We start from the raw sequence: 25,024 nt of genomic DNA, 5'->3' as shown, positions 1-25,024 counted from the left end.
CGGCCCGGGATATCAGGGAGGAAACCGCGTGTCCGAAGCCTTTATCTGCGATGCCGTCCGTACGCCGATCGGCCGTTATGGCGGGCTGCTCTCGTCGGTGCGCGCCGACGACCTTGCCGCCGTGCCGCTTGCCGGCCTGATGGAGCGCAATCCCGGCGTCGACTGGTCCAAGGTGGACGATCTCATCTACGGCTGTGCCAACCAGGCCGGCGAGGACAACCGCAATGTCGGCCGCATGGCCGTGCTGCTGTCCGGTCTTCCCGTCTCCATTCCCGCCACCACCGTCAACCGCCTCTGTGGTTCCGGCATGGATGCCGTCGGCATGGCGGCGCGTGCCATCCGTGCCGGCGACTGCGATTTCGTCATCGCCGGTGGCGTCGAGAGCATGAGCCGCGCCCCCTTCGTCATGCCGAAGGCCGAAAGCGCCTTTTCCCGGTCGAATGCGGTCTATGACACGACGATCGGCTGGCGCTTCGTCAACCCGAAGATGAAGAAGGTCTTCGGTGTCGACTCCATGCCGCAGACGGCCGACAACGTCGCCGCCGATTTCACCGTCAGCCGCGAGGACCAGGACGCCTTCGCCGCCCGCAGCCAGGCCCGCTGGGCCGCCGCGCACGAGGCCGGTATCTTTGCCGACGAGATCGTGCCCGTCCATGTGCTGCAGAAGAAGGGTGATCCGCTCGTCGTCGATACCGATGAGCATCCGCGTCCCGGTACCACAGCCGAGCAGCTTGCCAAGCTGAAGGGCGTCAACGGTCCGGACCTCTCGGTCACCGCCGGCAATGCCTCCGGCGTCAATGACGGTGCGGCTGCCTTGCTCATCGCCAATGAAGCCACCATCAAAGCTCAGGGCCTGACGCCGAAGGCGCGTGTCGTCGCGATGGCGGCGGCGGGTCTTGAGCCGCGCATCATGGGCTTCGGCCCGGCGCCGGCCACGCGCCGGGTGCTGGAGCGCGCCGGACTTTCGCTCGGCCAGATGGATGTCATCGAGCTCAACGAGGCCTTCGCCTCGCAGGCGCTCGCGGTTCTGCGCGATCTCGGCCTGCCGGACGACGCCCCGCATGTGAACCCGAACGGCGGCGCCATCGCGCTCGGCCATCCGCTCGGCATGAGCGGCGCGCGGCTCGTCACCACCGCGGCCTACCAGCTCCACCGCCAGGGCGGACGTTATGCACTCTGTACCATGTGCATCGGCGTCGGCCAGGGCATCGCCATCATTCTCGAACGCGTCTGACGCGTAAAGCAGGAGGAAAGACCATGTATGCCCAGATGGTGAAGACCGATGCCGCCCGCGTCCGCTCCCTCGATGAGATGGACCCCGTTGAGCGCGCCTTCCAGGAGCGCATCGACGCCGGCCAGAAGATCGAGCCGAAGGAATGGATGCCCGAGGGCTATCGCAAGACGCTGGTGCGCCAGATCAGCCAGCACGCCCATTCGGAAATCGTCGGCCAGTTGCCGGAAGGCAACTGGATCACCCGCGCGCCGACCCTGGAGCGCAAGGCGATCCTGCTCGCCAAGGTGCAGGACGAGGCCGGCCACGGCCTCTATCTCTACTGCGCCGCCGAAACGCTCGGCATCAGCCGCGACGAGATGTATGCGCAGCTCCATTCCGGCAAGGCGAAATATTCCTCGATCTTCAACTATCCGACGCTGACCTGGGCCGATATCGGCGCGATCGGCTGGCTGGTCGATGGCGCGGCGATCATGAACCAGGTGCCGCTGCAACGCTGTTCCTACGGCCCCTATGCGCGGGCCATGGTGCGCATCTGCAAGGAAGAGAGCTTTCACCAGCGCCAGGGCTATGACGTGCTGATGAAGATGGTGAAGGGCACGCCGGCCCAGAAGGCCATGGTGCAGGATGCGCTGAACCGCTGGTGGTGGCCGTCGCTGATGATGTTCGGCCCCTCGGACGATGCCTCCGTGCATTCGGCCCAGTCGATGGCCTGGAAGATCAAGCAGAACTCCAATGACGAGCTGCGCCAGAAATTCGTCGACCAGACCGTGCCGCAGGCGAAGTATCTCGGCCTCACCGTGCCGGATCCTGACCTCAAGTGGAACGAGGAGAAGGGCGGCTACGATTTCGGCGAGCCGGACTGGGAAGAATTCTTCAACGTGATCGCCGGCAACGGCCCCTGCAATGCGGAACGCCTCAACGCCCGCAAGAAGGCCTGGGATGACGGCGCCTGGTTCCGAGACGGCCTGACGGCCCATGCCGAAAAGGTCTCCGACCGTCGCACCGCCGCCAAGATCGCCGCCGAATAATTTGGGAGAGAGCACGATGTCCAGCGAATGGCCGCTTTGGGAAGTCTTCATCCGGGGCCAGCACGGCCTCAACCATCGCCATGTCGGCAGCCTGCATGCGCCCGACGCCGAAATGGCGATCAACAATGCCCGCGACGTCTATACGCGCCGTAACGAAGGCGTCAGCATCTGGGTGGTGAAATCCTCCGAGATCACTGCCAGCGCGCCCTCTGAAAAGGGCCCGCTGTTCGATCCTTCGAACTCCAAGGTCTACCGTCACCCGACCTTTTTCGACATTCCGGATGAAGTGGGGCACATGTGATGGCGACCGCGGCGCTCGATCCGGCGGCCCGTCAGGCCGCGCTTCTCGAATTCCTGCTGCGCATCGGCGACAACACGCTGATCCTCGGCCATCGCGTTTCCGAATGGTGCGGGCACTCGCCCGCGCTGGAGGAGGATATCGCGCTCGCCAACACCGCGCTCGACCTGATCGGCCAGACGCAGCTCTGGCTCGGCCTTGCCGGCGAGGTGGAAGGCAAGGGCCGTTCCGCCGATGATCTCGCCTATCTGCGCGACGGCTACGAATTCCGCAACATCCTGCTCGTCGAGCGCCCGAACGGCGATTTCGGCAAGACGCTGATGCGGCAGTTCCTCTTCGACGCCTGGCATTATCTGCTCTTGAAGGCGCTGAAGGGGTCGTCCGACACGCGCATCGCCGAGATCGCGGAAAAGGCCTTCAAGGAAGTCTCCTACCACCTCGACCGCAGCCGCGACCTCGTCATCCGCCTCGGCGACGGCACGGCCGAAAGCCATCGCCGCATGCAGGAGGCGCTGGACGAACTCTGGCCCTTCACCGGCGAGATGTTTATGAGCGACGCGCTCGACGCCGAACTGGTCGAGGCCGGCATCGTCCCGGCGCCCGAAAGCCTCAAGGCGGGCTGGGACGAGATCGTCGCGGAGACGCTCGCCGAGGGCACGCTGAAGAAGCCGGCGGACGGCTACATGCACAAGGGCGGCCGACGCGGCGTGCACACCGAGCATCTCGGCTTCATCCTGTCGGAGATGCAGTTCCTGCAACGCGCCTATCCGGGCGCGACCTGGTAGGGGGCGGCGATGGACCCGGCGCTTCGTCCCTCGGTCGATGAGGTCTGGCACTGGCTGTCCGAAGTGCCGGACCCGGAAATCCCGGTCATCTCGCTCACCGATCTCGGCATCATCCGCGATGTCGAGTGGCGGGACGACACGCTGGTGGTGACGGTGACGCCGACCTATTCGGGCTGTCCCGCCACCACGGTGATCAACCTCGATATCGAGGCTGCGCTCGCCGGAAAGGGCCTTGCCAAGGTGAAGCTCGAACGCCGGCTCTCGCCCGCCTGGACGACGGACTGGATCAGCGCCGAGGGCCGGGAAAAGCTGCGCGACTATGGCATCGCCCCGCCAATCGACGGCACCGCCGCCGATGGCGTGCTGATGAAACGCATCGACCGGCTGTCCGGCCGCTCGAACCTGACGATCGCCTGTCCGCGCTGCGGCTCGGCGAACACGGAAAAGATCAGCCAGTTCGGCTCGACGCCCTGCAAGGCGAGCTATCGCTGCACCGACTGCCTGGAACCGTTCGATTATTTCAAATGCATCTGACCCATAGGGAGAGGGCCCGCGCATGGCACGTTTTCATCCCCTGACCGTAACCGATGTTCGCCGCGAGACGCGCGATGCGGTCGTGGTCACGCTCCGGCCGTCCGACGAGGACCGCGCCGTCTTCGATTTCACGCAAGGCCAGTACCTGACCTTCCGCCAGAAATTCGAGGACGAGGAGCTGCGCCGCTCCTATTCGATCTGCGCCGGCAAGGACGAGGGCGTGTTGAAGGTCGGCATCAAGCGCGTCGATGGCGGCTGCTTCTCCACCTGGGTCAATGAAAACCTGAAGCCCGGCGACACGCTGGAAGCCATGCCGCCGATGGGCGCCTTCTTCACCGCGCTGGAGCCGGATGTCGCGAAGCACTATCTCGGCTTTGCCGGCGGCAGCGGCATCACGCCCGTGCTTTCGATCATCAAGACGGTGCTGTCGCGCGAGCCGCGCGCCCGCTTCACGCTGGTCTACGCCAACCGGCAGATCAGCTCGATCATGTTCCGGGAGGAGCTGGAGGATCTGAAGAACCTCTATCTCGGCCGGTTCTCCGTGCTGCATGTCCTCGAAAGCGAGGCACAGGACATCGACCTCTTCACCGGCCGCATCGACGGCGAGAAATGCGCGGCGCTGTTCAAGAGCTGGATCGACATCAAGTCCATCGCCACCGCCTTCATCTGCGGCCCGGAGCCGATGATGCTGGCGATTGCCGCAGCGCTCCGCGAACACGGCCTTCGCGACGACCAGATCAAGTTCGAGCTGTTCGCCTCCTCGCAGCCCGGCCGGGCCCGGCGCAAGGTGGAAGCCGTCGCCGGCGCGGACCAGGGCGCGATGTGCGAGGCGACCGTCACGCTCGACGGCGCGACGCGCAGCTTCAAGTTCCCGAAGCAGGGTCAGAGCCTGCTCGACGCCGCGCTCGAAAACGCCATGGACGCGCCCTATGCCTGCAAGGCCGGCGTCTGTTCCACCTGCCGCGCAAAAATCCTGGAGGGCGAGGCCGAGATGGAGGTCAACCACGCGCTCGAGGATTACGAGGTGCGCCAGGGCTATGTGCTGACCTGCCAGTGCTACCCGCTCACCGACCGTATCGTCGTCAGCTACGACCAGTAAGGGGAATTTTCATGTCCGATACGATGCCGATCGAGGATTATCTGGCGCAAGGCGGCGTGCTCTCCTCGCCCGCCAATGTGCCGCCGCGCTATCGCGGCGAGCTCTTGCGCCTGATGGCGAGTTTCGTCGACAGCGAGCTGGCCGGCTCCGCGGGCTTTGCCGATACGATCAACGATGCGCCGGGCATCCAGGAGCGCATCTCCGCCGCCCGCATCGTGCTGGAAAAGGCCGACCATGCCGGCAAGGTCTTGCAGGTCATGGAAACCTTCGGCGCGGACGGTGGACGCTACGCCGTGCACCACCCCTGGGCCGAGCGGCTTTCCCGCGAGGCCGATATCGGTGCGGCGCGGCAGGGCGGCGACATGCGCCTTTCCGTCTTCCACTACCCGCTGCAAGGCTGGGTGGATGCCGTCGTCATGAACGTGCTGATGGGCCGGGCAAGCGTCGTCCAGCTCAAGGAATTGTCGCGCGTCTCCTATCAGCCGCTCGCCGAGGTTTTCCGCGCCATCCTGCCGCGCGAGACGCGCCATGCCGAACTCGGCCTCGCCGGCCTCGCCCGCATCGTGGATGACGAAGAGGGGCGCGCGAAAGCGAAGGCTTCCGTCGCCTACTGGTATCCGCGTGTCGCCGCCAGCTTTGGCCATTCCGACTCGGCCCGCTTCGAGACGCTGTCGCGTTTCGGCCTCAGGCATACGCCTAACGAGACCCTGCTTGCGGATTGGCGGGCGGAGGTCGATGCGCAGCTTTCCGCGCTTGGGTTGAACTAGGCTTCCGTCCGGAATTGCGTAAAAATACAGGAAGGACAATAAGATGAACGTCATGGCAAACCGGCCGCGCCGGCTCGAAAGCTATGTCGGCGGCGCGTGGGTCGCCGGCGCGAAGGAGGGCGTGCCCCTGCTCGACGCCTCGACGGGCGCACCGGTCGCCTTCATCGATTCCTCCGGCATCGATTTCAAGGCGATCCTCGCCCATGGCCGCGAAAAGGGTGGCCCGGCGCTGCGCCGCATGTCCTTCCACGAACGCGCCGCCATGCTGAAAGCGCTCGGCCAGGCGCTGATGGAAGGGAAGGAAGAGTTCTACGCGCTTTCCACCGCCACCGGCGCGACCCGCGCCGATAGCTGGGTCGATATCGAGGGCGGCATCGGCACGCTGCTCTCCTACGCCTCGAAAGGCCGGCGCGAATTGCCGAACACCCGCGTCCTGCTCGATGGCGACGTGGAGCCGCTCTCCAAGGACAACACCTTTGCCGCGCAGCATATCCTGACCCCCTTGCAGGGTGTCGCGGTGCATATCAACGCCTTCAACTTTCCCTGCTGGGGCATGCTGGAAAAGCTCGCGCCGACGCTCATCGCCGGCGTTCCCGCCATCATCAAGCCGGCCAGCCAGACGGCCTATCTCACCGAACTGATGGTCCGCCGCATCATCGAGACGGGCATCCTGCCGGAGGGCGCGCTGCAGCTCGTCTGCGGCTCGGTCGGCGACCTGCTCGACCATGTGGAGGGGCAGGATGCCGTCACGTTCACCGGTTCGGCGGCGACAGGCCAGCGCCTCAAGACGCACAAGGCGATCATCGAGAATTCCGTGCGCTTCACCATGGAGGCCGACAGCCTCAACGCCGCCGTGCTCGGCCTCGACGCCGCGCCCGGCACAGAGGAATTCGATCTCTTCGTCAAGGAAGTCACCCGCGAGATGACGGTGAAGGCCGGCCAGAAATGCACGGCGATCCGCCGCATCATCGCCCCGCGCGCCTATAGCGAGGCGCTGATCGAAAGCCTCGGCGCGCGCCTCGGCAAGACGTCGATCGGCAACCCCGCCGACGAGGCCGTGCGCATGGGTCCGCTCGCCAGCCTCGACCAGCGCGAGGAAGTGCGCGCCCGTATCCGCGATCTCTCCGCCGACGCCGAAATCGTCTCCGGCGATCCTGATAATCCGAGCGTCCAGTCCGGCGATGCCGTGGCCGGGGCCTTCCTCAATCCGGTGCTGCTCTATTGCGACAGGCCGGGCTCGGCCCGTGCCGTGCACGATGTCGAAGCCTTCGGCCCGGTCAGCACGGTCATGCCCTATGACACGGCGGAAGAGGCGGTCGATCTCGCCCGGCGCGGCAAGGGCAGCCTCGTCGCCTCGGTCTTCACCAACGATCCGGGCTTCGCCGAAGAGGTCGTGCTCGGCCTTGCGCCCTTCCATGGCCGCGTGATGATCGGCAACCGGGTCAGCGCCAAATCCTCCACCGGCCACGGTTCGCCGCTGCCGGGCCTGGTGCACGGCGGTCCCGGCCGCGCGGGCGGGGGCGAGGAACTGGGCGGCATGCGCGGCGTAAAACACTACATGCAGCGCACCGCCATCCAGGGCGCGCCGACCATGCTGTCCGCCGTCACCGGCCGCTGGCTGCCGGGTGCGGAGGCGCGGGCGGGCGGAGAGCATCCGTTCCGCAAGTCGCTGGCGGAACTCAAGATCGGCGACCAGCTCATCACTGCAACGCGCACGGTGACGCTCGACGATATCGAGCATTTCGCCAATTTCACCGGCGACACCTTCTACGCCCATATGGATGAGGAGGCGGCCAAGGCGAACCCGTTCTTCGACGGGCGCGTGGCGCATGGCTATCTCATCGTCTCCTTCGCCGCCGGGCTCTTCGTCGATCCGGCGCCGGGTCCGGTTCTCGCCAATTACGGCGTCGACAACCTGCGCTTCCTGACACCGGTCAATCCGGATGATACGCTGCAGGTGCAGCTCACCTGCAAGGAGATCAATCCGCGCGCCAATGCCGAGCACGGCGAGGTGCGCTGGGATTGCCAGGTGACGAACCAGCTAGGTGCCACAGTCGCGCAGTACGACGTCCTGACGATGGTGGCCAAAACGAGGGAGTGACCGCAGCATGCCGATCGCGCAGGACCCGTGCCGCCTGGAAATGACCGTTCTGATGACGCCGGACATGGCGAATTTTTCCGGAAAGGTTCATGGGGGCGCACTGCTCAACCTGCTCGATCGCGTGGCCTTCTCCTGCGCCTCGCGCTATTCGCAGCAATATGCGGTGACGCTCTCGGTCGACCAGGTGATGTTCAAGGAGCCGATCCATGTCGGCGAACTCGTCACCTTCCGCGCCTCGATCAACCATACGGGCCGCACCTCCATGGAGGTCGGCATCCGCGTCGAGGCGGAGAACATCCGCTCCGGCCACCGGCGGCATACCAATTCCTGCTATTTCACGATGGTCGCCGTCGACGATGCCGGCCGGCCGGTGCGTGTGCCGGACCTGGAGCCGAGGGATGCGGTCGACATCCGGCGCTACAAGGCGGCCGAGCTTCGCCGGACGCTGCGGCGGGAGTTTGCCGAGCGGCTGGAATCGGTCGCAGCGACGGGCAAGGATATGGAGAGGGATGGGGGATAGCGCGGGTGGCATTATTGCTCTTGTGGCGCGACGCTGCCTCCCTACCACGTCATCCTCGGGCTTCACCCGAGGATCCATGCCGCGGGTGCCGAGTGGATCCTCGGGTCAAGCCCGAGGATGACGAAAGAGAGGTAGAGGTGTGATGCGTAAGCTTCAGGTGACAGCCTTGACGCCTTCGAGGATCAGCGTCGTCGCGATGTCCGCATATTCGTCGCGTGTGACAGGCCCATTCGGTCGGAACCACATATAGACCCAGTTCATCATGCCGAAAAGCGACATGGTGACGGGCATCAGCAGCGGGCGGTCCTTGTTGAGGTCCGGATTGATGTCGCGGATGACGCCGGAGAAGCGCTTGACGATCTGCCGCTCGATCGCCTGCAATTCGGAAAGCTGTTCCTGCGAGAGCGCGCTGGTGCCGTTGAGCTGCACCTTGTGCTCGTTGTCCCGGCCCTCGTAGTTCGCCAGGACGGCTTTGACCAGGAGGCGCAGCCGCTCCTGCGGGGCGAGGTCGGGGCGGTCGGCGGCCTCTATGGCGCTTTCGAGTTCGGTGAGGTGGGTGCGCACGATATCGAAGATCAGCGCGTCCTTGCTCGGATAGTAGTGATAGAGCAGCGCCTTGGAGACATTGCTGTGCGAGGCGATCATCGACATGGAGGCCTTCTCCATGCCCATCTCGGCAAAGACCGCCGCGGCACTCGAGAGAATGCCGCGTTGTTTTTCCTCGAAATCAACTGCGCGCGTGCGTGCCATTTTATCCTGCTTTGCTTTGCCCGGCTGCTTCCGGGAAGGTGGCCGCCCTCCCTATACACAGTCAACCCGGTGCCGGAATAGGGTCCCTTCATCCGTCTTCTAACGGGGAAGATATCCTATCTCTTTGTTTCTACACAACTCCGGACGCAAAACCGTTTCCCCCACTCCTGCTGGAATTGTCCCGTCCGGCGCTTCATTCCTTCGGGCGGTTGTCGACCACCCGTTTCGCCTTGCCTTCCGAACGGGCGACGCCGCCGGGTTCGTGCACGGTGATCTTCGTGGAGACCCCGACCACGCTCTTGATGTGGTGGGCGAGCTCCTTTGCCGATCCCGCGCGGGCCCCCTCGTCGGCCGCCTCCAGCGTGCATTCGACATGCACGGTCATGTTGTCCATGCGGCCCGAGCGGGTCAGCTCGATCTGGAAGTGCGGCGCGAGGCCGCGACATTTCAGGATCTGTTCCTCGATCTGCGTCGGGAAGACGTTGACGCCGCGCAGGATCATCATGTCGTCGGAGCGGCCCGTGATCTTTTCCATGCGGCGCATGGAGCGGGCGGTGCCGGGCAGGAGCCGTGTCAGGTCGCGCGTGCGGTAGCGGATGATCGGCAGGCCTTCCTTGGTGAGCGTCGTGAAGACCAATTCGCCGATCTCGCCGTCCGGCAGCACCGCACCGGTGACCGGATCGATGATCTCCGGGTAGAAATGGTCCTCCCAGATGTGCAGGCCGTCCTTGGTCTCGACGCATTCATTGGCAACGCCCGGGCCCATGACCTCCGACAGGCCGTAGATGTCGACGGCGTGCATGTCGAAGGACTGCTCGATCTCCTCGCGCATGGCGTTCGTCCAGGGCTCGGCGCCGAAGATGCCGACGGCGAGCGAGCTTTCCCGCGGGTCGACGCCCTGGCGGCGGAACTCGTCGAGGATGGAGAGCATGTAGGAGGGCGTGACCATGATGATGCGCGGCTTGAAATCCTGCATCAGGGTCACCTGGCGCTCCGTCATGCCGCCGGAGATCGGCACGACGGTGCAGCCGAGCTTTTCGGCGCCATAGTGGGCGCCGAGGCCGCCGGTGAAGAGGCCGTAGCCATAGGCGACATGCACGATGTCGCCGGCCCGGCCGCCCGCGGCGCGGATCGAGCGGGCGACAACGGTCGCCCAGGTGTCGATGTCCTTCTGGGTATAGCCGACGACGGTGGGCTTGCCGGTCGTGCCCGACGAGGCGTGGATGCGTGCGAGCCTTTCACGCGGCACGGCGAACATGCCGAAGGGATAGGTGTCGCGCAGGTCCTTCTTGGTGGTGAAGGGGAACTTTGCGAGATCGGCGAGCGTCTTGAGGTCGGAGGGGTGCACGCCGGCCGCGTCGAAGCGCTGGCGATAGAAGGGCGAGTTCTCGTAGGCGTGGGTCAGCGACCATTTCATGCGCTCAAGCTGCAGCGCGGAAATCTCGTCGCGGGAGGCCGTCTCGATCGCTTCGAGATCTCCGGGGCGGGGGGACAGGTCTTCCATGAAAATCTCCTCCGAGAATGCGGGATGATGTGCCCTCTGCCTCACTCCGGCAGATGGGTGCCCTTGACTGTTCGCGAGTGGCCGCGGAACTCCGCGACATGCTCGCCCTCCTGGTTGGTGATGCGGATGTCGTAGATGCCACCGCGGCCGCGGCGCGACACCTCCTGCGCCGTCGCGGTCAGCCGGTCGCCCCGGAAGGCCGGTGCGATGAAGGTCACCGAACAGTGCTGGGCGACGGTGCGCTGGTTGTAGGTGTTGCAGGCGAAGGCAAAGGCCGAATCCGCCAGCGTGAAGATGTAGCCGCCGTGGCAGGTGCCGTGGCCGTTGGTCATGATCTCGGCGATCGTCATGGCGATGACGGCCTTGCCGGGGGCGACGGAGACGAGCTCCATGCCGAGATGGCGGGTGGCGTTGTCGTCGTCCCACATCGCCTTGGCGCAGGCTTCGGCGAGCGCTTGCGGAGAAAGCCCGGCGGCGCTCATTTGCCCGAAAACTCCGGCTTGCGCTTTTCGAGGAAGGCGGAAACGCCCTCGGCGTAATCGGCGCTGCGGCCGGCCTCGCGCTGCAGGTCGCGTTCGAGGTCGAGTTGCTGGTCGAGCGAATTGGTGGCGGCGGCCTGGATGGCGCGTTTCGTCATGCCGAGGCCCCTGGTCGGGCCGGCGGCGAGGCGCGTGGCGAGAGCGGTCGCCTCTTCCATCAGCGTGTCGTCGTCGACGGCGCGCCAGATGAGGCCCCAGTCGGCGGCGGTTTCCGCGCCGAGCGGTTCGGCGGTGAGCGCAAGCGCCTTGGCGCGGGCTTCGCCGATCAGGCGCGGCAGGCTCCAGGTGCCGCCGGAATCCGGCACGAGGCCGATCCTGGCGAAGGCCTGGATGAAGCGGGCGGAGCGGGCGGCGAGCGTGATGTCACAGGCAAGGGCAATGTTGGCGCCCGCGCCGGCGGCAACGCCGTTGACGGCGCAGATGACGGGTTTTTCGAGGCTGCGGATAAGGCGCAGCAGTGGGTTGTAGTAGGTCTCGATCGTATGGCCGAGGTCTGGCACGCCCTTCTTCGGATCGCGGTCGCCGAGATCCTGGCCGGCGCAGAAACCGCGGCCGGCGCCGGTCAGCAGCACGGCGCGCACCGCCTCGTCCGCATGGGCGCGCTCGAAGCCGGCGCGCAGCGCAAGATGCATCTCGTCGTTGAAGGCGTTGAGCTTGTCCGGGCGGTTCAGCGTGAGGCTCAGAACGCCATCGGCAAGCGCCGACAGTATGGTGTCGGAAGTGGTCATGGTTCCTCCCTGTCGCCCTTCCCAGCGGCGACCGTAAAAAAACTCTTGCATAAACCGACCGGTCAGTCAATTATAAAAGCACTGACTGGGAGGAGCCAGAGATGACCGGACTTTTCGAGCGCCATCGCCCGACGTTGACCGCCGCGATCGAAGCGGCCGCAAAGCGCGATTTCTGGACCGTCTATCCCGAAGTGCCGAGCGGCAAGATATACGGCGAGACGGCGAAGGACGATGGCCTTGCCGCCTACAGGGCACGGCTCGATGCCGAATTCGATCTTGCCGATCATCCGGCCGAGGGGCGCGTTGGTGCGGAAGTCTCGCCTTACGGACCTGCCCTCGGCATCACCTATCCCGCCGCCTCCGCGGACATGCTGGTCATGGCCTCGCGCGCGGCCGCCCCGCAATGGGCCGCCGCCTCGCCGGACGTGCGCGCCGGCATCTGTCTCGAAATCCTTGCCCGCCTCAATGCCCGCAGCTTCGAGATGGCCAACGCCGTCATGCACACGACGGGGCAGGCCTTCGCCATGGCCTTCCAGGCCGGCGGCCCGCATGCGCAGGATCGCGGCCTCGAGGCCGTCGCCTATGCCTATGCCGAGATGACCCGCATACCGGCGCAGGCGACCTGGACCAAGCCGCAGGGCAAGGGCGCGCCGATCGTCATGGAGAAGCACTGGCGCATCGTGCCGCGCGGCGTCTCCCTCGTCATCGGCTGCAACACCTTCCCGACCTGGAACAGTTATCCCGGCCTCTTCGCCAGCCTCGCCACCGGCAACACCGTCATCGTCAAGCCGCATCCGGCGGCGATCCTGCCGCTTGCCATCACCGTCGAAATCGCGCGCCAGGTGCTGGTGGAGGAAGGATTTGCGGCCGATATCGTGCTGCTCGCCGCCGATGCGCCGGGCGCCGAGATCACGAGGGAGCTCGTGCAGCACCCCGCCGTCGCCATCGTCGACTATACCGGCTCCAACGCCTTCGGCGCCTGGGTGCGTGAAAATGCCGGCAATGCCGATGTCTACACCGAAGAGGCCGGCGTCAACTCGATCGTCATCGGCGCGACGGACGATTTTGCCGGCATGTGCGGCAACATCGCCTTCTCGCTCTCGCTCTATTCCGGCCAGATGTGCACGGCGCCGCAGGATATTTTCGTGCCGCGCGACGGTATTGAGACCAATGAGGGCCACAAGTCCTTCGACGCGGTCGCGGCCGGCATCGCCGCTGCCGTCGATAGCCTGCTTGTCGATCCCGCGCGTGCGGCCGGCATCTGCGGGGCCATCGCCAATCCGGCGACGCTCGCCCGCATTGCCACATCGCGGCCACTCGGGCGCATCGTGCGCGACTCCGCGCCCGTCGAAGGCCTCGACGGTGCCCGCACCGCGACGCCGCTGATCCTCGCGGTCGATGCGGCGGATACGGACGCCTATGCGGAGGAGCGCTTCGGCCCCATCGCCTTCGTCGTCGCGGTCGATGACGCAGCGGACGGCGTCGACCGTGCCGCGGCGCTCGCCGAGCGCAAGGGTGCCATCACGGCTGCCCTCTACGCGACGGACGAGGCGCAGATTCTGGCCGCCGCCGATCGTTTCGCCGTGGCAGGCGTCAATCTTTCTGTCAATCTGACCGGCGGCATCTATGTGAACCAGAGCGCCGCCTTCAGCGATTTCCACGTCACCGGTGCCAATCCGGCGGGCAATGCCAGCCTGACGGATGCGGCCTTCGTCGCGAACCGGTTCCGCGTGGTGATGTGGCGCCGCCCCGCGGCGGCGTGAGGAGTCTACGCTTCAATCTTTTGTCTTTGTTGGGAGGAGAAACCGACATGAAATTTTCGCTCACCACCACAGCGCTTGCCGGCACGCTGGCGCTCGTCCTCGGCTTTGCCGCGCCGGCCCTTGCCGATATCAAGATCGGTGCGACCCTTTCGGAAACCGGCCCCGCCTCCTTCCTCGGCGATCCGGAAGCCAAGACGCTGAAGATGCTGGTCGAGGAGATCAATGCGGCCGGCGGCGTCAATGGCGAGAAGATCGACCTGATCGTCTATGACGATGGCGGCGACCCGAACAAGGCGCGCACCTTCGCCACCCGCCTGGTGGAGGACGACGAAGTCGTCGCCGTGATCGGCGGCACGACGACGGGCACCTCCATGGCCATCATCCCGGTCTTCGAGGATGCGGAAATCCCGTTCATCTCCCTTGCCGGCGCCATCGAGATCATCGATCCCGTCCGCCCCTTCACCTTCAAGACCCCGCACACGGACCGCATGGCCTGCGCGAAGATCTTCGAGGACATGAAGAAGGCCGGCATCGGCAAGATCGGCCTGATTTCCGGTTCCGACGGCTTCGGCGCCTCCATGCGCAAGCAGTGCCTGGAGATCATCGGCGACTACGGCATCGAGGTCCTGGCCGACGAGACCTATGGCCCGACCGATGCCGACATGACGCCGCAGCTCACCAACATCAAGGGCAAGGACGGCGTGCAAGCCGTGTTGAACCCCGGTTTCGGCCAGGGCCCGGCGATCGTCACGCGCAACTATGCCCAGCTCGCCGTCGGCCTGCCACTCTACCAGTCGCACGGCGTCGCCTCGGATGGCTTCATCGAGCTTGCCGGCGCGGAAGCCGCCGAAGGCGTGCGCCTGCCGGGCACGGCGCTGCTCGTCGCGAGCCTCCTGCCGGAAAGCGATCCGCAGCGCGCTGTCGTCGTCGCCTACAAGGACGCCTACGAGAAGGCGACCGGCAAGCCGGTCTCGACCTTCGGCGGCTACGCCCATGACGCGCTGCGTATCCTCGTCGACGCGATCACGCGGGCGGGCAGCACCGAGCCGTCGGCGATCCGCGATGCGATCGAAGGCACGTCCGGCCTTGTCGGCACGACCGGCACGGTGACCATGACGGCGGAGGACCATCTCGGCCTCGACCTGTCGGCCTTCCGCATGCTTCAGATCGAAAAGGGCGGCTGGAAGATCGTCGAGTAATCGAGCCCGCCGGCCCGCGTCATAAGGCGGCGGGCCGGCGGAAACCGTCGCGCGCGAAGCGGAGGCATTCATGCCCGAACTCCTGCAATTCCTACTTTCCGGGATCACGGTCGGCGCGGTCTATGCGCTGGTCGCGCTCGGCTTCACGATCATCTACAACGCTTCCGACGTCGTGAACTTCGCCCAGGGCGAGTTCGTCATGCTCGGCGGCATGATCACCTTCTTCGCGCATGCAGCGGGCCTGCCGCTGCCGCTTGCCGCGCTCATCGCCATCATCGCGACGGCGGGTATCGGCGTTGCGCTCAACAAGCTGGCGATCGAGCCGGCGCGGGGCGCCCCCGTCGTCTCGCTGATCATCATCACCATCGGCGCCTCGATCTTCATCCGCGGCGCGACGCAGCTCGTCTTCGACAAGCAGATCCACCGCTTCCCGGCCTTTTCGGGCGACCAGCCGATCCTCATCGGTGGCGCGACCATCCTGCCGCAGAGCCTCTGGGTGATTGCCGGCGCGCTCGCGGTCTTCTTCTGTCTCTGGCTGTTCTTCACGCGCACGCTGATCGGTCGCGCCGTGCTGGCGACGGCGAACAACCGCATCGCGGCCCAGCTCGTCGGCATCAACACCAACTACGTGATGACGCTCTCCTTCGCCATGTCCGCCGCCATCGGCGCGCTCGCCGGCGTGCTGGTGACGCCGATCACGCTGACGAGCTACGATGTCGGGCTGGCGCTGGCGCTGAAGGGTTTTGCCGCCGCCATGCTCGGCGGCATGGGCAACCCCAAGGGCGCCCTTGTCGGCGGCCTGCTGCTCGGGATCCTGGAAGCGATGACGGCCGGCTATATCAGCTCGCAATACAAGGACGCGGCTGCCTTCGTCGTCATCCTCGCGGTGCTCTTCGCCATGCCGCAGGGCCTTTTCGGCCGCAAGTCGACGGATCGGGTGTGATCATGCGGCTCTCCAGCAAGACAACCACGCTCCTCATCCTCGCCGCGGTCATCGCGATCGCGCCGGTCTTCTTTCCGTCCTCCTACTATTTCCGCGTCGGCTCGCTGATCTTCGTCAACGGGCTTGCGGTGACGGGTCTCGTCATCCTCATCGGCTATGCCGGCCAGATCAGCCTCGGCCATGCGGGCTTTGCCGGCATCGGCGCCTATGCCTGTGCGCTGGCGCCGGTCCATCTCGGCCTGCATCCGGCGCTCGCGGCGGTGCTGGGCGCGGCGCTTTCCGCGGCCATCGCCTTTCTCGTCGGCCGGCCGATCCTGCGGCTCAAGGGATACTACCTCGCCGTCGCCAGCCTCGGCTTCGGCATTCTCGTCTCGATGGTGCTCTCCAACGAGGCGCAGCTCACCGGCGGGCCGGACGGCATGGCGGTGCCGGAGCTGGGTCTTCGCGCCGTCCTGAAGGCCATCGGCATCGATCTTTCCAACACCGAATTCTGGTACGCCTTCTCCGGTCTCGTCCTGGTCATCGGCGCCTGGCTGGCGCTCAACCTCTACCACAGCCCGACCGGCCGGGCGCTCAGGGCGCTGCACGGGTCGGAGGTCGCCGCCCGCACGGTCGGCGTCGATGTGGCCCATTACAAGCTCGTGGCCTTCGTCCTGTCGGCGGTCTATGCCTCGGTTTCGGGCTCGCTGCTGGCGCTGCAGAACAAGTTCATCACGCCGGATGTCGCGGGCTTCATGCATTCGATCGAGATGGTCACCATGGCGGTGCTCGGCGGGGCGGGGTCGGTGCTCGGCGCCATCCTCGGCGCGGCGATCCTCACCACGCTGCCGCAGGTGCTGACGGTCTTCCAGGAATATGAACAGCTCATGCTCGGCCTCGTCATGATGCTGGTCATGATCTTCATGCGGGAGGGCCTCCTGCCCTCCATTACGCGCCGCATCCGGGGGAGGGCGGAATGAGCCTGCTTCAGATCGAAGGCTTGGGGATCGATTTCGGCGGCGTCCGTGCCGTCAACGATGTCGGCTTCGCCTTGAAACCCGGCGAGATCGTCTCCGTTATCGGCCCGAATGGTGCCGGCAAGACGACGCTGTTCAACATGATCTCGGGCGTCTACGCTCCGGCCCGCGGGCGTGTCGCGCTCGATGGAGAGGATGTCACGCGCATGCCGCCGCATCACCTCGCCCGGCGCGGCCTGTCGCGGACCTTCCAGAACCTGCAGATCTTCCAGTCGATGAGCGTGCTCGAAAACGCCGTCGCCGGTCATCACCTGCATGAGCGCGGCTCGGTGTTCGCCGATCTCTTTTCGCTGCCCGCCGCGCGCCGCCGCAGCAGGGCGTCCGAAGAGAGCGCCCGTGCGCTGCTCGACCGCGTCGGCCTCGGCCGGGCCGCCGAGCAGGAGGCAGGCTCGCTCTCCTATGGCGCATTGAAGCGGCTGGAGATCGCCCGCGCGCTGGCGCTGAAGCCCCGCGTGCTGCTGCTCGACGAGCCGGCTGCCGGCTGCAATGCCGTCGAGACGGAGGAGATCGACCACCTGATCGCCAAGGTCGCGGCCGAAGGCGTGTCGATCCTGCTGGTGGAGCACGACATGAAGATGGTCATGCGCATTTCCAACCATATCGTGGTGCTCGACCATGGCGAGAAGATCGCCGAAGGCGAGCCGGCGGCGATCGCGCGCGATCCGCGTGTCATCGAGGCCTATCTGGGTGCCCAGGCGACGGAGGCGCAAAATGCTGACGGTTGAAGGACTGCGTTCGCGCTACGGCCGCATCGAGGTGCTGCACGGCATCGACCTCGACGTCGCCTCCGGCGAGATCGTCACGGTGGTCGGCGCGAACGGCGCCGGCAAGACCACGCTGCTCAAGTGCCTCTCGGGCATCCAGCCGGTCTCGGCCGGGTCCATCGTCTTTCGCGGCGAGGCGCTGACGACGGTGCCGGCCCATGCCCGCGTGCGGCGCGGGCTCGCCCAGTCGCCCGAGGGGCGACAGATCTTCACGAACCTGACGGTGGAAGAGAACCTGCGCCTCGGCGCCTATCTCTTTTCCGACGACAAGGTGGAACGGGACCGGGACGATGCCTTCGCCATGTTCCCGATCCTCAAGGAGAAGCGCAACCTTGCGGCCGGCGGTCTTTCCGGCGGCCAGCAGCAGATGCTGGCGATCGCCCGCGCGCTGATGGGCCGCCCCTCCTGCCTGCTGCTCGACGAGCCGAGCATGGGCCTTGCCCCCATCCTCGTGGCGCAGATCTTCGACGTGGTGAAGAGCCTGAAGGCGCTCGGCGTCACCGTGCTGCTCGTCGAGCAGAACGCATTCGGTGCGCTTTCGGTCGCCGATCGCGGCTATGTCATGGAGACGGGCCGCATCACCATGTCCGGTCCCGCTGCCGAACTCATTGCCGACGAACGCATCCGCGCCGCTTATCTGGGAATATGAGACCATGACCGTCACCATCGCCCGCGAAAACGCCATCGCCGTCGTCACCGTCGACAACCCGCCCGTCAACGCGCTGTCGCAGGCGCTGCGCCAGGCCCTCGTCGCGGCCGTCTCCACGCTCGATGCGGACGCGGCGGTGAAGGCGGTCGTCCTGATCTGCGCCGGCCGCACCTTCATTGCCGGGGCGGATGTCGGCGAATTCGGCAAGCCGCCGCAGCCGCCGCATCTGCCGGATGTGGTGGCGACCATCGAGGGGGCGAAGACGCCGTGGGTCGCGGCGATTCATGGCAGCGCGCTCGGCGGCGGGCTCGAAGTGGCGCTCGGCTGCGCCTGGCGCGTGGCGGTTCCCAGCGCCAGCCTCGGCCTGCCGGAAGTCAAGCTCGGCATCATCCCCGGCGCGGGCGGCACGGTTCGCCTGCCGCGGCTGATCGGCCCGGCTGCTGCCGTCGACCTCGTGACGAGCGGCAGCCCGGTCGGTGCGAAGAAGGCGGAAGGGCTCGGCCTGATCGACGCCGTTGTCGACGGCGACCTGCGGGCCGGCGCGATTGCCTTTGCGAACGACATTGCCGGCAAGGCCCGGCCGCAGCCGGTCTCCAGCCGCGCCGTGGCCCCCGTCGAGGCGGGTTTCTGGGAGGGTGCCGAAAAGGCCGTGGCGGGCAAGGCGAAGCGGGAAGCCGCGCCGCTCCGGGCGCTTGCCTCGGTGCGGAAGGCGAGCGAGACGGATTTCGCCAGCGCCATGGCGTTCGAGCGGGAAACCTTCCTCGAACTGCGCGGCTCTGAGCAGGCAGCGGCGCTGCGCCATGTCTTCTTTGCCGAGCGCGCCGCGCCGCGCCCGCCGGAGCTTGCCGGCGTCACGCCGCGCGCCATCCGATCGGCCGCCGTCATCGGCGGCGGCACGATGGGCGCGGGCATTGCCGCGGCGCTGCGCGATGCCGGCCTGCCGGTCGTCCTCATCGAGCGCGACGCGGCGGCCGTCGAGCGCGGGCTTGCCAATGTGCGGGGCATCTATGAAGGCTCGGTGAAGCGCGGCCGCATCCCGCAGGCCGTGGCGGACGAGCGCATGGCCGGCGTCACCGGCGGCGATGATTATGGCCTGCTGGCCGATACGGACCTCGTCATCGAGGCGGTCTTCGAGGATCTTGCCGTCAAGCGCGCCGTCTTCGAAAGGCTCTCGGCAGTCTGCCGGCCGGATGCGGTTCTGGCCACCAACACGTCCTATCTCGATCCCGACGCGATCAGCGAAGGCGTCAGCCATCCGGAACGCTTCCTCGGCCTGCATTTCTTCAGCCCGGCGCAGATCATGAAGCTCTTGGAGATCGTGCCGACGGAGGCGACCGCGCCGGAGGTGCTGGCGACCGGTTTCGCGCTCGCCCGCCTGCTCGGCAAGATCCCGGTGCGCGCCGGCATCTGCGACGGTTTCATCGGCAACCGCATCCTGAAGGTGACGCGGGCGCAGGCCGAGCGGCTTTTGCTGTCGGGCGCGACGCCCGCAGCGGTCGATGCCGCCATGCGAGCCTTCGGCCTGCCGATGGGGCCCTTCGAGGCACAGGATCTCGGCGGCCTCGACATCGCGGCCTTCCAGCGCAAGGCGGCGCGCGAACGGGGCGAGACACCTTTCGCACCCGTTGCCGACCGGCTCTGCGCCCTCGGGCGCTACGGCCAGAAGACCGGCGGCGGCTGGTACGACTACCAGCCGGGCGACCGTGCGCCGAAATCCTCGGAAACCGTGGCGGCGATCATCGCCGAGGTGGCGGAGGGCCGGGCGCAGCGGACATGGGACGAGGCAGGTATCGTCGACGCCATTATCCTGCCCATGGTCAACGAGGCGACGCGCATCCTGGAAGAGCGCGTGGCGCTGCGCGCCGCCGATATCGATCTCGTGAAGATCCATGGCTACGGCTTCCCGCGCTGGCGCGGCGGGCCGATGCACCATGCCGAGGCGCGGGGGCTGTCCGCAGTGGTGGCGGTGCTGGATCGTCTTGCGGCGGATGGCCTTGCCGAACCGCCCAGCGATAGCCTGCGCCGGGCGGCGGAGGCTGGCGGCTTTTCGGTGCTTGCCGGGTAAGGCAATTCCGGCAAGATTGCCTTGCGGAAGGATGAAAAGATTGCGTGTTTCGCAGATGGGAAGAGCTTCCGGCGATAGGCAAGCGTTGCGGACTGTGGTGAGATAGTTTTGGGAGAACAGGCTTTCTGCTAGAGCCGGGGAGGGCACGATGCAGTCGCTGATGACGCCGGGACACAAGCCGGTGCCGGTAGAAATTCTCGAGGCGGAGATCAGGAGGGTCTGCGGCTCCTTTGACCTAGAGCCGATGGGGCGGACGGGTGTCGTCAATGGCGATGTCACGACGCGGCGCGTCGGTCCCTTCGATACGGCGATCGTCGCGCTCGATGCCTCTGAAGTTGCGCGCAACACCCGCTCCATCCGGCAGGATCCCGGCGAATACTTCTTCCTGCTGGTGCAGGATGCCGGCCACTGTCGCGTCGAGCAGGGCGAGCAGGTCGCGGAGCTTTCGCCCGGCGACATGTTCCTCGTCGATTCCGTCAGGCCCTCGACCTTCCTCTATCGCGGCGAGCGCTCGAACCAGGTGTCGCTGCACATCCCGCGCGACGAGATGCTCCACCGCTTCGGCACGCCGTGCACAGGCGGGCTTTCGATCTCGCGCGACGACCCCCTCTGGCTCGCCATGCGCGCGGTCATCGCGAAAATGCTGCTGGAGGAGGGCGCGCAGGCGCAGCTCGGCGAAGCCTTCCTCTGCCTTCTCGGCGCCTACCTGCACTCGACCCGCGTGACGGGCGCCGCCGCGCCCGCCGAGACGCTGCTGTCGCGGGCACTCGCGATGATCGATCGCCACCGCGCGGACCCGGGCTTCGGGCCGCGCGAGCTGGCCGTCCGCCTCAACGTCTCGGAGCGCATGCTGCAGCGGCATTTCCGGCCGCTCGGCGAAACGCCCGGCCATCGGTTGCTCAACCGCCGGCTGGAGCTTGCCCATGCGCGGCTTTCCGCCCGCAAGGGGGAGCAGGCGGCGGAGGGCGTCACGGCCGTCGCCTTCGATTGCGGCTTCAACGACCTTTCCTATTTCTACCGCGAGTTCCGCAAGAAATACGGCATGACGCCGGGCGCGGTCGCCCGCTGCCATTGACGCTTTTATCCAAAAGGCGGGACGGTGCCGTCCAAGTCCGGCGCGCCATACCCCTCTAATCTCTGCCACCATATGTCCCCGCCGGAGGAGGCGGGCCGTTCATGGAGGAGGCGGACATGATGGAATTCAAGGCTACCATCGGCGGCAAGCCGGCGCCCGTCGGCGCGGACTTCGCCGTTCTCAACCCGGCGACGGGCAAGGAGGTCGGCCGCGCGCCGAACATGGGCGGGGCGGAGCTGGATGCGGCGGTCTCGGTCGCCAAGGCGGCGTTCGCCTCCTGGTCGGCGCAGGACGATGCGGCCCTGCAGGCGGCTTGTGCGGCGGTGACGGCCAAGATCGAGGAACATGCCGGCGAGCTTGCCGAGATCATCACGCTCGAGCAGGGCAAGCCGCTCAACGGCCTCGGCTCGCGCTGGGAGGTCGGCGGCGCCGTCGCCTGGGCGGGCTATACGACCGGGCTCTCGCTGCCGGCGCGGGTGCTGCAGGACAACGAGCAGGGCCGGGTGGAGCTCACCCGCAAGCCGCTCGGCGTCGTCGGTTCCATCACCCCGTGGAATTTCCCGGTCATGATCGCCGTCTGGCATATCCTGCCGGCGCTGCGCACGGGCAACACGGTCGTCGTCAAGCCCTCGCCCCATACGCCGCTTTCCACCCTGCGGCTCGTCGAGATCATGAACGAGGTGCTGCCGCCGGGCGTCGTCAATGTGGTGACCGGTGATGACAGGGCCTTCAATCTCGGCGCCGCCATGTCGGCGCATCCGGATATAAGCAAGATCGTCTTCACCGGCTCCTGCGCCACCGGCCAGAGGGTCATGCGGTCCGCCGCCGACACGATGAAGCGCCTGACGCTGGAACTCGGCGGCAACGACGCCGGCATCGTCCTGCCCGATGCGGATCCGGCTGCGATCGCCGAAGGCCTCTTCTGGGGCGCCTTCATCAACAACGGCCAGACCTGCGCGGCGATGAAGCGGCTCTACGTGCACGACACCATCCACGATGCGGTTTGCGAGGCGCTGGTCGCCTATGCGCGCAATATCAAGGTCGGCGACGGCATGGAGGAGGCGAGCATCCTCGGTCCCATCCAGAACCGCATGCAGTTCGACAAGGTTTCGCGCCTCGTCGCGGATGCGAAGGAGCGGGGCAAGGTGCTGCTCGGGGGAGAGTCGGGCGAGGGCCTGTTCTTCCCGCCGACCATCATCGCCGGCCTTCGCAACGGCGATCCGCTGGTCGACGAGGAGCAGTTCGGGCCGGCTTTGCCGATCATCCGCTACTCCGACGTCGAAGAGGCGATCCGACTGGCCAATGACAGCCCGAACGGTCTCGGCGGCTCGGTCTGGTCGTCAGACATCGCGGCCGCAAAAAAGGTGGCGGGGCGTCTCGCCTGCGGCTCCGTCTGGATCAACAAGCACGGCGCCATCCAGCCGAATGCGCCGTTCGGCGGCGTGAAGGCCTCGGGCATCGGCGTCGAGTTCGCCGAAGAGGGGCTTGCCGAATATACCGATATCCAGGTGGTCTTTGCCTGACGGAAGCAAACGAAAAGAGGGAACGATCATGAGACTGACGAAACATCTCGCCACGACGGCACTTGCGTTCGGCCTTGCCGCCGGCGCGGCCGCCGCCCATCCGCTCGACGGGCTGACGGCCGAGGAATACCAGAAGATCAACCAGATCCTGCGCGAGCAGAAGGTGGCGGACGACGACACGCTCTATCCGCTGATCGAGCTGAAGGAACCGGCCAAGGCCGAGGTTCTTGCCTGGAAGGAGGGCGACAGCCTCGACCGCAAGGCGACGGTCTATTTCACCAGCGCCGACGGCTTCAACGAGGCGGTCGTCAACATCTCCAAGGGCACGGTGGAGAGCAACGGCAAGACGGCCGGCCAGCCGATGGTGCTGTTCACCGAGTTCATGAATGCGCTGGAAGGCGCGCTCGGCCATCCGGACATGATCGCGGGGCTTGAAAAGCGGGGCTTGAAGCCCGAGCAGGCCTTCTGCCTGCCGCTGACGGGCGGCAACTTCTTCACTGAGGAATACAGGAATTCCCGCCTGATGAAGGTGCCCTGCTACCAGGTGCCGGAGGGATCCAACTTCTATGCCAAGCCGATCGAGGGGCTCTTTGCCATCTACGATATCGGCAAGAAGGAGGTGCAGCGCGTCATCGATACCGGTGTCGTGGAACAGGCGCCGAAGGACGGCTGGGGCTATACGGAGGAGGAAGTCGCCGAGCGCCTGCCGCTCCGCCCGGAAATGAAGCCCGTCACGCTCGTGCAGGACGGCGGGCCGAACTACAGGATCGACGGCAGCCATGTCGAATGGGATATCTGGCGCTTCAACTTCCGCATCGACAAGCGGCCCGGCCTCGTCGTGTCCAATCTCGACGTCAACGATGCCGGCACCTGGCGCTCGGTCATCTACCAGGCGCATCTTTCCGAGGTCTTCGTGCCCTATATGGACCCGACGGAGGGCTGGTACTGGCGCACCTACATGGACAGCGGGGAATATGGCTTCGGCCTTTTCCTCAGCCCGCTGCGCGCCGGCATCGACTGCCCCACGCACGCCACCTTCCTGCCGGCGACGATCGCCGACGACAAGGGCGCGCCGCTCGTCATCCCGGATGCGATCTGCGTCTTCGAGCGCAATATCGGCGATCCGGCCTGGCGTCATTTCGAGGTCTTCGCGCAGACGCCGGAAACCCCGGTGCCGGCGGAAGGCCGCCCGGCGACGGAACTCGTGGTGCGCACGGCCTCGGAGGTCGGCAACTACGACTATCTCATCGACTATCGCCTGCAGCAGAACGGCCAGATCAACATCTATGTCGGCGCGACCGGCCTCGATGCGGTGAAGGGCGTCGCCTCTACCTCGATGAAGGATGCGACTGCGAAGGCGGACACGGCCTACGGCACGCTGATCGCGCCGAACCTCGTCGCCGCCAACCACGACCACTATTTCAACTTCCGCATCGACTTCGACGTCGACCAGCCGGTGAACCATTTCTCGACCATGGACATCGTGCCGGCCAAGCTCGATCCGTCGAGCCCGCGCAAATCGATGTGGACGGTCGAGCACAACATGCCGCATACGGAAATGGAGGCGCGCTACAGGCTCTCGGCCATGCAGCCGCGCTACTTCCACATCTCCAACCCGTCGCGCGAAGGCTATCTCGGCCACGAGCCCGGCTGGATGATCCATCACGGCAATGTCGCCTACGGTCCCTACGACTATGCCAACGATCCGCCGATGAAGCGCAACGCCTATATCGAATATTCGGTCTGGAACACGGTCTACGACCCGGAACAGCGCTATGCCGGCGGCAAGTTCGCCATGCAGAGCGACGGCTCGGACACGCTCGCCGAATGGGTCAAGAAGGACCAGAGCCTGATGGGCAAGGACATCGTCACCTGGTTCTCCGCCGGCTTCCACCACATTCCGCGCATGGAGGACTGGCCGGTCATGTCGACGGAGTGGAAGACCGTGCACATCATGCCGCACAACTTCTTCGCCCATAACCCGGCGCTGACGCTGCGCAAGAAGTAAGGATCGGTGCCGGCAGGTGATGCCCCTCATCCGCCTGCCGGCACCTTCTCCCCGCAAGCGGGGCGAAGGGGGATGTCGCGCCGGTTTCCCGGGGCAGCGACGTTGTCGGGGAAGGAAAGCTTTGCTTCTTGC

23 protein-coding genes are annotated in these 25,024 nt (G+C 66.3%); 19 read left to right on the top strand and 4 right to left on the bottom strand.

The window, feature by feature from the left end; genetic code table 11:
* The first annotated feature begins 28 nt into the window (after positions 1–28).
* The 9 genes from pcaF to EV665_RS07595 are packed head-to-tail and all read left to right on the top strand — an operon-like array spanning position 29 to position 8,366.
* Positions 29–1,234, top strand: coding sequence for a 3-oxoadipyl-CoA thiolase (gene pcaF / locus EV665_RS07635; protein ID WP_210234611.1), 1,206 nt, complete (start codon positions 29–31; stop codon positions 1,232–1,234).
* Between the two features lie 23 nt (positions 1,235–1,257).
* Positions 1,258–2,262: a 1,2-phenylacetyl-CoA epoxidase subunit PaaA gene (gene paaA / locus EV665_RS07630; protein ID WP_133033631.1), complete on the top strand. Its 1,005-nt coding sequence runs from the start codon at positions 1,258–1,260 to the stop codon at positions 2,260–2,262.
* 16 nt (positions 2,263–2,278) lie between these two features.
* Entirely contained in the window at positions 2,279–2,563 is a 285-nt protein-coding gene (paaB, locus tag EV665_RS07625) for a 1,2-phenylacetyl-CoA epoxidase subunit PaaB (protein WP_023516149.1), read from the top strand.
* Positions 2,563–3,345, top strand: coding sequence for a 1,2-phenylacetyl-CoA epoxidase subunit PaaC (gene paaC / locus EV665_RS07620; protein ID WP_064331302.1), 783 nt, complete (start codon positions 2,563–2,565; stop codon positions 3,343–3,345). Before paaB ends, paaC begins: the two co-directional genes overlap by 1 nt.
* A 9-nt stretch (positions 3,346–3,354) precedes the next feature.
* Positions 3,355–3,879 (top strand): 1,2-phenylacetyl-CoA epoxidase subunit PaaD, encoded by a 525-nt coding sequence (paaD, locus tag EV665_RS07615; RefSeq protein WP_133033630.1) that lies wholly within the window; start codon positions 3,355–3,357, stop codon positions 3,877–3,879.
* A gap of 22 nt (positions 3,880–3,901) precedes the next feature.
* Complete coding sequence (gene paaE, locus EV665_RS07610) at positions 3,902–4,978, top strand: 1,2-phenylacetyl-CoA epoxidase subunit PaaE (RefSeq protein WP_133033629.1); 1,077 nt, start codon at positions 3,902–3,904, stop codon at positions 4,976–4,978.
* Positions 4,979–4,989: 11 nt separating this feature from the next.
* On the top strand, positions 4,990–5,745 hold the full coding sequence (locus EV665_RS07605) for a Phenylacetic acid catabolic protein (RefSeq protein WP_133033628.1): 756 nt from the start codon (positions 4,990–4,992) through the stop codon (positions 5,743–5,745).
* Positions 5,746–5,788: 43 nt separating this feature from the next.
* On the top strand, positions 5,789–7,846 hold the full coding sequence (paaZ, locus tag EV665_RS07600) for a phenylacetic acid degradation bifunctional protein PaaZ (RefSeq protein WP_133033627.1): 2,058 nt from the start codon (positions 5,789–5,791) through the stop codon (positions 7,844–7,846).
* Positions 7,847–7,853: 7 nt separating this feature from the next.
* On the top strand, positions 7,854–8,366 hold the full coding sequence (locus tag EV665_RS07595) for an acyl-CoA thioesterase (RefSeq protein WP_133033626.1): 513 nt from the start codon (positions 7,854–7,856) through the stop codon (positions 8,364–8,366).
* A gap of 153 nt (positions 8,367–8,519) precedes the next feature.
* On the opposite strand, the gene EV665_RS07590 is transcribed toward EV665_RS07595, so the two are convergent.
* From EV665_RS07590 to paaG, 4 genes are all read right to left on the bottom strand, one after another.
* A complete protein-coding gene (locus tag EV665_RS07590) occupies positions 8,520–9,116 on the bottom strand; it encodes a TetR/AcrR family transcriptional regulator (RefSeq protein ID WP_064331296.1) in 597 nt (198 codons plus the stop codon).
* A 193-nt stretch (positions 9,117–9,309) separates the two neighbouring features.
* The gene (gene paaK, locus EV665_RS07585) at positions 9,310–10,620 is read right to left on the bottom strand and encodes a phenylacetate--CoA ligase PaaK (protein WP_133033625.1); all 1,311 of its coding nucleotides are present in this window, start codon (positions 10,618–10,620) and stop codon (positions 9,310–9,312) included.
* 41 nt (positions 10,621–10,661) lie between these two features.
* Positions 10,662–11,102 carry a hydroxyphenylacetyl-CoA thioesterase PaaI gene (gene paaI / locus EV665_RS07580; RefSeq protein ID WP_064331294.1) on the bottom strand — a complete coding sequence of 147 codons (441 nt, stop codon included), beginning with the start codon at positions 11,100–11,102 and terminating at the stop codon, positions 10,662–10,664.
* On the bottom strand, positions 11,099–11,887 hold the full coding sequence (gene paaG / locus EV665_RS07575) for a 2-(1,2-epoxy-1,2-dihydrophenyl)acetyl-CoA isomerase PaaG (RefSeq protein ID WP_064331293.1): 789 nt from the start codon (positions 11,885–11,887) through the stop codon (positions 11,099–11,101). Before paaG ends, paaI begins: the two co-directional genes overlap by 4 nt.
* 101 nt (positions 11,888–11,988) lie before the next feature.
* Between paaG and paaN the strand changes: the two genes are divergently transcribed.
* The 10 genes from paaN (at position 11,989) to EV665_RS07525 (ending at position 24,892) form a co-directional block, all read left to right on the top strand.
* Entirely contained in the window at positions 11,989–13,650 is a 1,662-nt protein-coding gene (gene paaN, locus EV665_RS07570; RefSeq protein ID WP_133033624.1) for a phenylacetic acid degradation protein PaaN, read from the top strand.
* 47 nt (positions 13,651–13,697) lie between these two features.
* Positions 13,698–14,849, top strand: a complete 1,152-nt coding sequence (locus tag EV665_RS07565; RefSeq protein ID WP_133033623.1) for an ABC transporter substrate-binding protein — start codon at positions 13,698–13,700, stop codon at positions 14,847–14,849.
* 70 nt (positions 14,850–14,919) lie between these two features.
* Positions 14,920–15,792: a branched-chain amino acid ABC transporter permease gene (locus EV665_RS07560; RefSeq protein ID WP_064331290.1), complete on the top strand. Its 873-nt coding sequence runs from the start codon at positions 14,920–14,922 to the stop codon at positions 15,790–15,792.
* Between the two features lie 2 nt (positions 15,793–15,794).
* Positions 15,795–16,751 carry a branched-chain amino acid ABC transporter permease gene (locus EV665_RS07555; RefSeq protein WP_133033622.1) on the top strand — a complete coding sequence of 319 codons (957 nt, stop codon included), beginning with the start codon at positions 15,795–15,797 and terminating at the stop codon, positions 16,749–16,751.
* Entirely contained in the window at positions 16,748–17,533 is a 786-nt protein-coding gene (locus tag EV665_RS07550) for an ABC transporter ATP-binding protein (protein WP_133033621.1), read from the top strand. The genes EV665_RS07555 and EV665_RS07550 overlap by 4 nt, the downstream gene beginning before the upstream one ends.
* Positions 17,520–18,221 (top strand): ABC transporter ATP-binding protein, encoded by a 702-nt coding sequence (locus tag EV665_RS07545; protein ID WP_133033620.1) that lies wholly within the window; start codon positions 17,520–17,522, stop codon positions 18,219–18,221. The genes EV665_RS07550 and EV665_RS07545 overlap by 14 nt, the downstream gene beginning before the upstream one ends.
* 4 nt (positions 18,222–18,225) lie before the next feature.
* Positions 18,226–20,286: a 3-hydroxyacyl-CoA dehydrogenase NAD-binding domain-containing protein gene (locus tag EV665_RS07540; protein WP_133033619.1), complete on the top strand. Its 2,061-nt coding sequence runs from the start codon at positions 18,226–18,228 to the stop codon at positions 20,284–20,286.
* 148 nt (positions 20,287–20,434) lie between these two features.
* A complete protein-coding gene (locus EV665_RS07535) occupies positions 20,435–21,361 on the top strand; it encodes a helix-turn-helix domain-containing protein (protein WP_133033618.1) in 927 nt (308 codons plus the stop codon).
* A gap of 116 nt (positions 21,362–21,477) precedes the next feature.
* Positions 21,478–22,884: an aldehyde dehydrogenase family protein gene (locus EV665_RS07530; protein ID WP_133033617.1), complete on the top strand. Its 1,407-nt coding sequence runs from the start codon at positions 21,478–21,480 to the stop codon at positions 22,882–22,884.
* 28 nt (positions 22,885–22,912) lie between these two features.
* Positions 22,913–24,892, top strand: a complete 1,980-nt coding sequence (locus tag EV665_RS07525) for a copper amine oxidase (protein WP_210234610.1) — start codon at positions 22,913–22,915, stop codon at positions 24,890–24,892.
* The last annotated feature ends 132 nt before the right edge of the window (positions 24,893–25,024 follow it).

The sequence above is a fragment of the Shinella granuli genome (genome assembly GCF_004341885.1).
Classification (GTDB): domain Bacteria; phylum Pseudomonadota; class Alphaproteobacteria; order Rhizobiales; family Rhizobiaceae; genus Shinella; species Shinella granuli.
Note: the sequence above shows the minus strand (reverse complement) of the source record. Positions and strands in the feature narration are given on the sequence as shown.

Excerpts from the sequence above, each read along its gene's own strand:
- paaA (WP_133033631.1), top strand. The coding sequence starts at position 1,258 with ATGTATGCCCAGATGGTGAAGACCGATGCCGCCCGCGTCCGCTCCCTC.
- paaB (WP_023516149.1), top strand. The coding sequence starts at position 2,279 with ATGTCCAGCGAATGGCCGCTTTGGGAAGTCTTCATCCGGGGCCAGCAC.
- paaC (WP_064331302.1), top strand. The coding sequence starts at position 2,563 with ATGGCGACCGCGGCGCTCGATCCGGCGGCCCGTCAGGCCGCGCTTCTC.
- paaD (WP_133033630.1), top strand. The coding sequence starts at position 3,355 with ATGGACCCGGCGCTTCGTCCCTCGGTCGATGAGGTCTGGCACTGGCTG.
- paaE (WP_133033629.1), top strand. The coding sequence starts at position 3,902 with ATGGCACGTTTTCATCCCCTGACCGTAACCGATGTTCGCCGCGAGACG.
- EV665_RS07605 (WP_133033628.1), top strand. The coding sequence starts at position 4,990 with ATGTCCGATACGATGCCGATCGAGGATTATCTGGCGCAAGGCGGCGTG.
- paaZ (WP_133033627.1), top strand. The coding sequence starts at position 5,789 with ATGAACGTCATGGCAAACCGGCCGCGCCGGCTCGAAAGCTATGTCGGC.
- EV665_RS07595 (WP_133033626.1), top strand. The coding sequence starts at position 7,854 with ATGCCGATCGCGCAGGACCCGTGCCGCCTGGAAATGACCGTTCTGATG.
- EV665_RS07590 (WP_064331296.1), bottom strand. The coding sequence starts at position 9,116 with ATGGCACGCACGCGCGCAGTTGATTTCGAGGAAAAACAACGCGGCATT.
- paaK (WP_133033625.1), bottom strand. The coding sequence starts at position 10,620 with ATGGAAGACCTGTCCCCCCGCCCCGGAGATCTCGAAGCGATCGAGACG.
- paaI (WP_064331294.1), bottom strand. The coding sequence starts at position 11,102 with ATGAGCGCCGCCGGGCTTTCTCCGCAAGCGCTCGCCGAAGCCTGCGCC.
- paaG (WP_064331293.1), bottom strand. The coding sequence starts at position 11,887 with ATGACCACTTCCGACACCATACTGTCGGCGCTTGCCGATGGCGTTCTG.
- paaN (WP_133033624.1), top strand. The coding sequence starts at position 11,989 with ATGACCGGACTTTTCGAGCGCCATCGCCCGACGTTGACCGCCGCGATC.
- EV665_RS07565 (WP_133033623.1), top strand. The coding sequence starts at position 13,698 with ATGAAATTTTCGCTCACCACCACAGCGCTTGCCGGCACGCTGGCGCTC.
- EV665_RS07560 (WP_064331290.1), top strand. The coding sequence starts at position 14,920 with ATGCCCGAACTCCTGCAATTCCTACTTTCCGGGATCACGGTCGGCGCG.
- EV665_RS07555 (WP_133033622.1), top strand. The coding sequence starts at position 15,795 with ATGCGGCTCTCCAGCAAGACAACCACGCTCCTCATCCTCGCCGCGGTC.
- EV665_RS07550 (WP_133033621.1), top strand. The coding sequence starts at position 16,748 with ATGAGCCTGCTTCAGATCGAAGGCTTGGGGATCGATTTCGGCGGCGTC.
- EV665_RS07545 (WP_133033620.1), top strand. The coding sequence starts at position 17,520 with ATGCTGACGGTTGAAGGACTGCGTTCGCGCTACGGCCGCATCGAGGTG.
- EV665_RS07540 (WP_133033619.1), top strand. The coding sequence starts at position 18,226 with ATGACCGTCACCATCGCCCGCGAAAACGCCATCGCCGTCGTCACCGTC.
- EV665_RS07535 (WP_133033618.1), top strand. The coding sequence starts at position 20,435 with ATGCAGTCGCTGATGACGCCGGGACACAAGCCGGTGCCGGTAGAAATT.
- EV665_RS07530 (WP_133033617.1), top strand. The coding sequence starts at position 21,478 with ATGATGGAATTCAAGGCTACCATCGGCGGCAAGCCGGCGCCCGTCGGC.
- EV665_RS07525 (WP_210234610.1), top strand. The coding sequence starts at position 22,913 with ATGAGACTGACGAAACATCTCGCCACGACGGCACTTGCGTTCGGCCTT.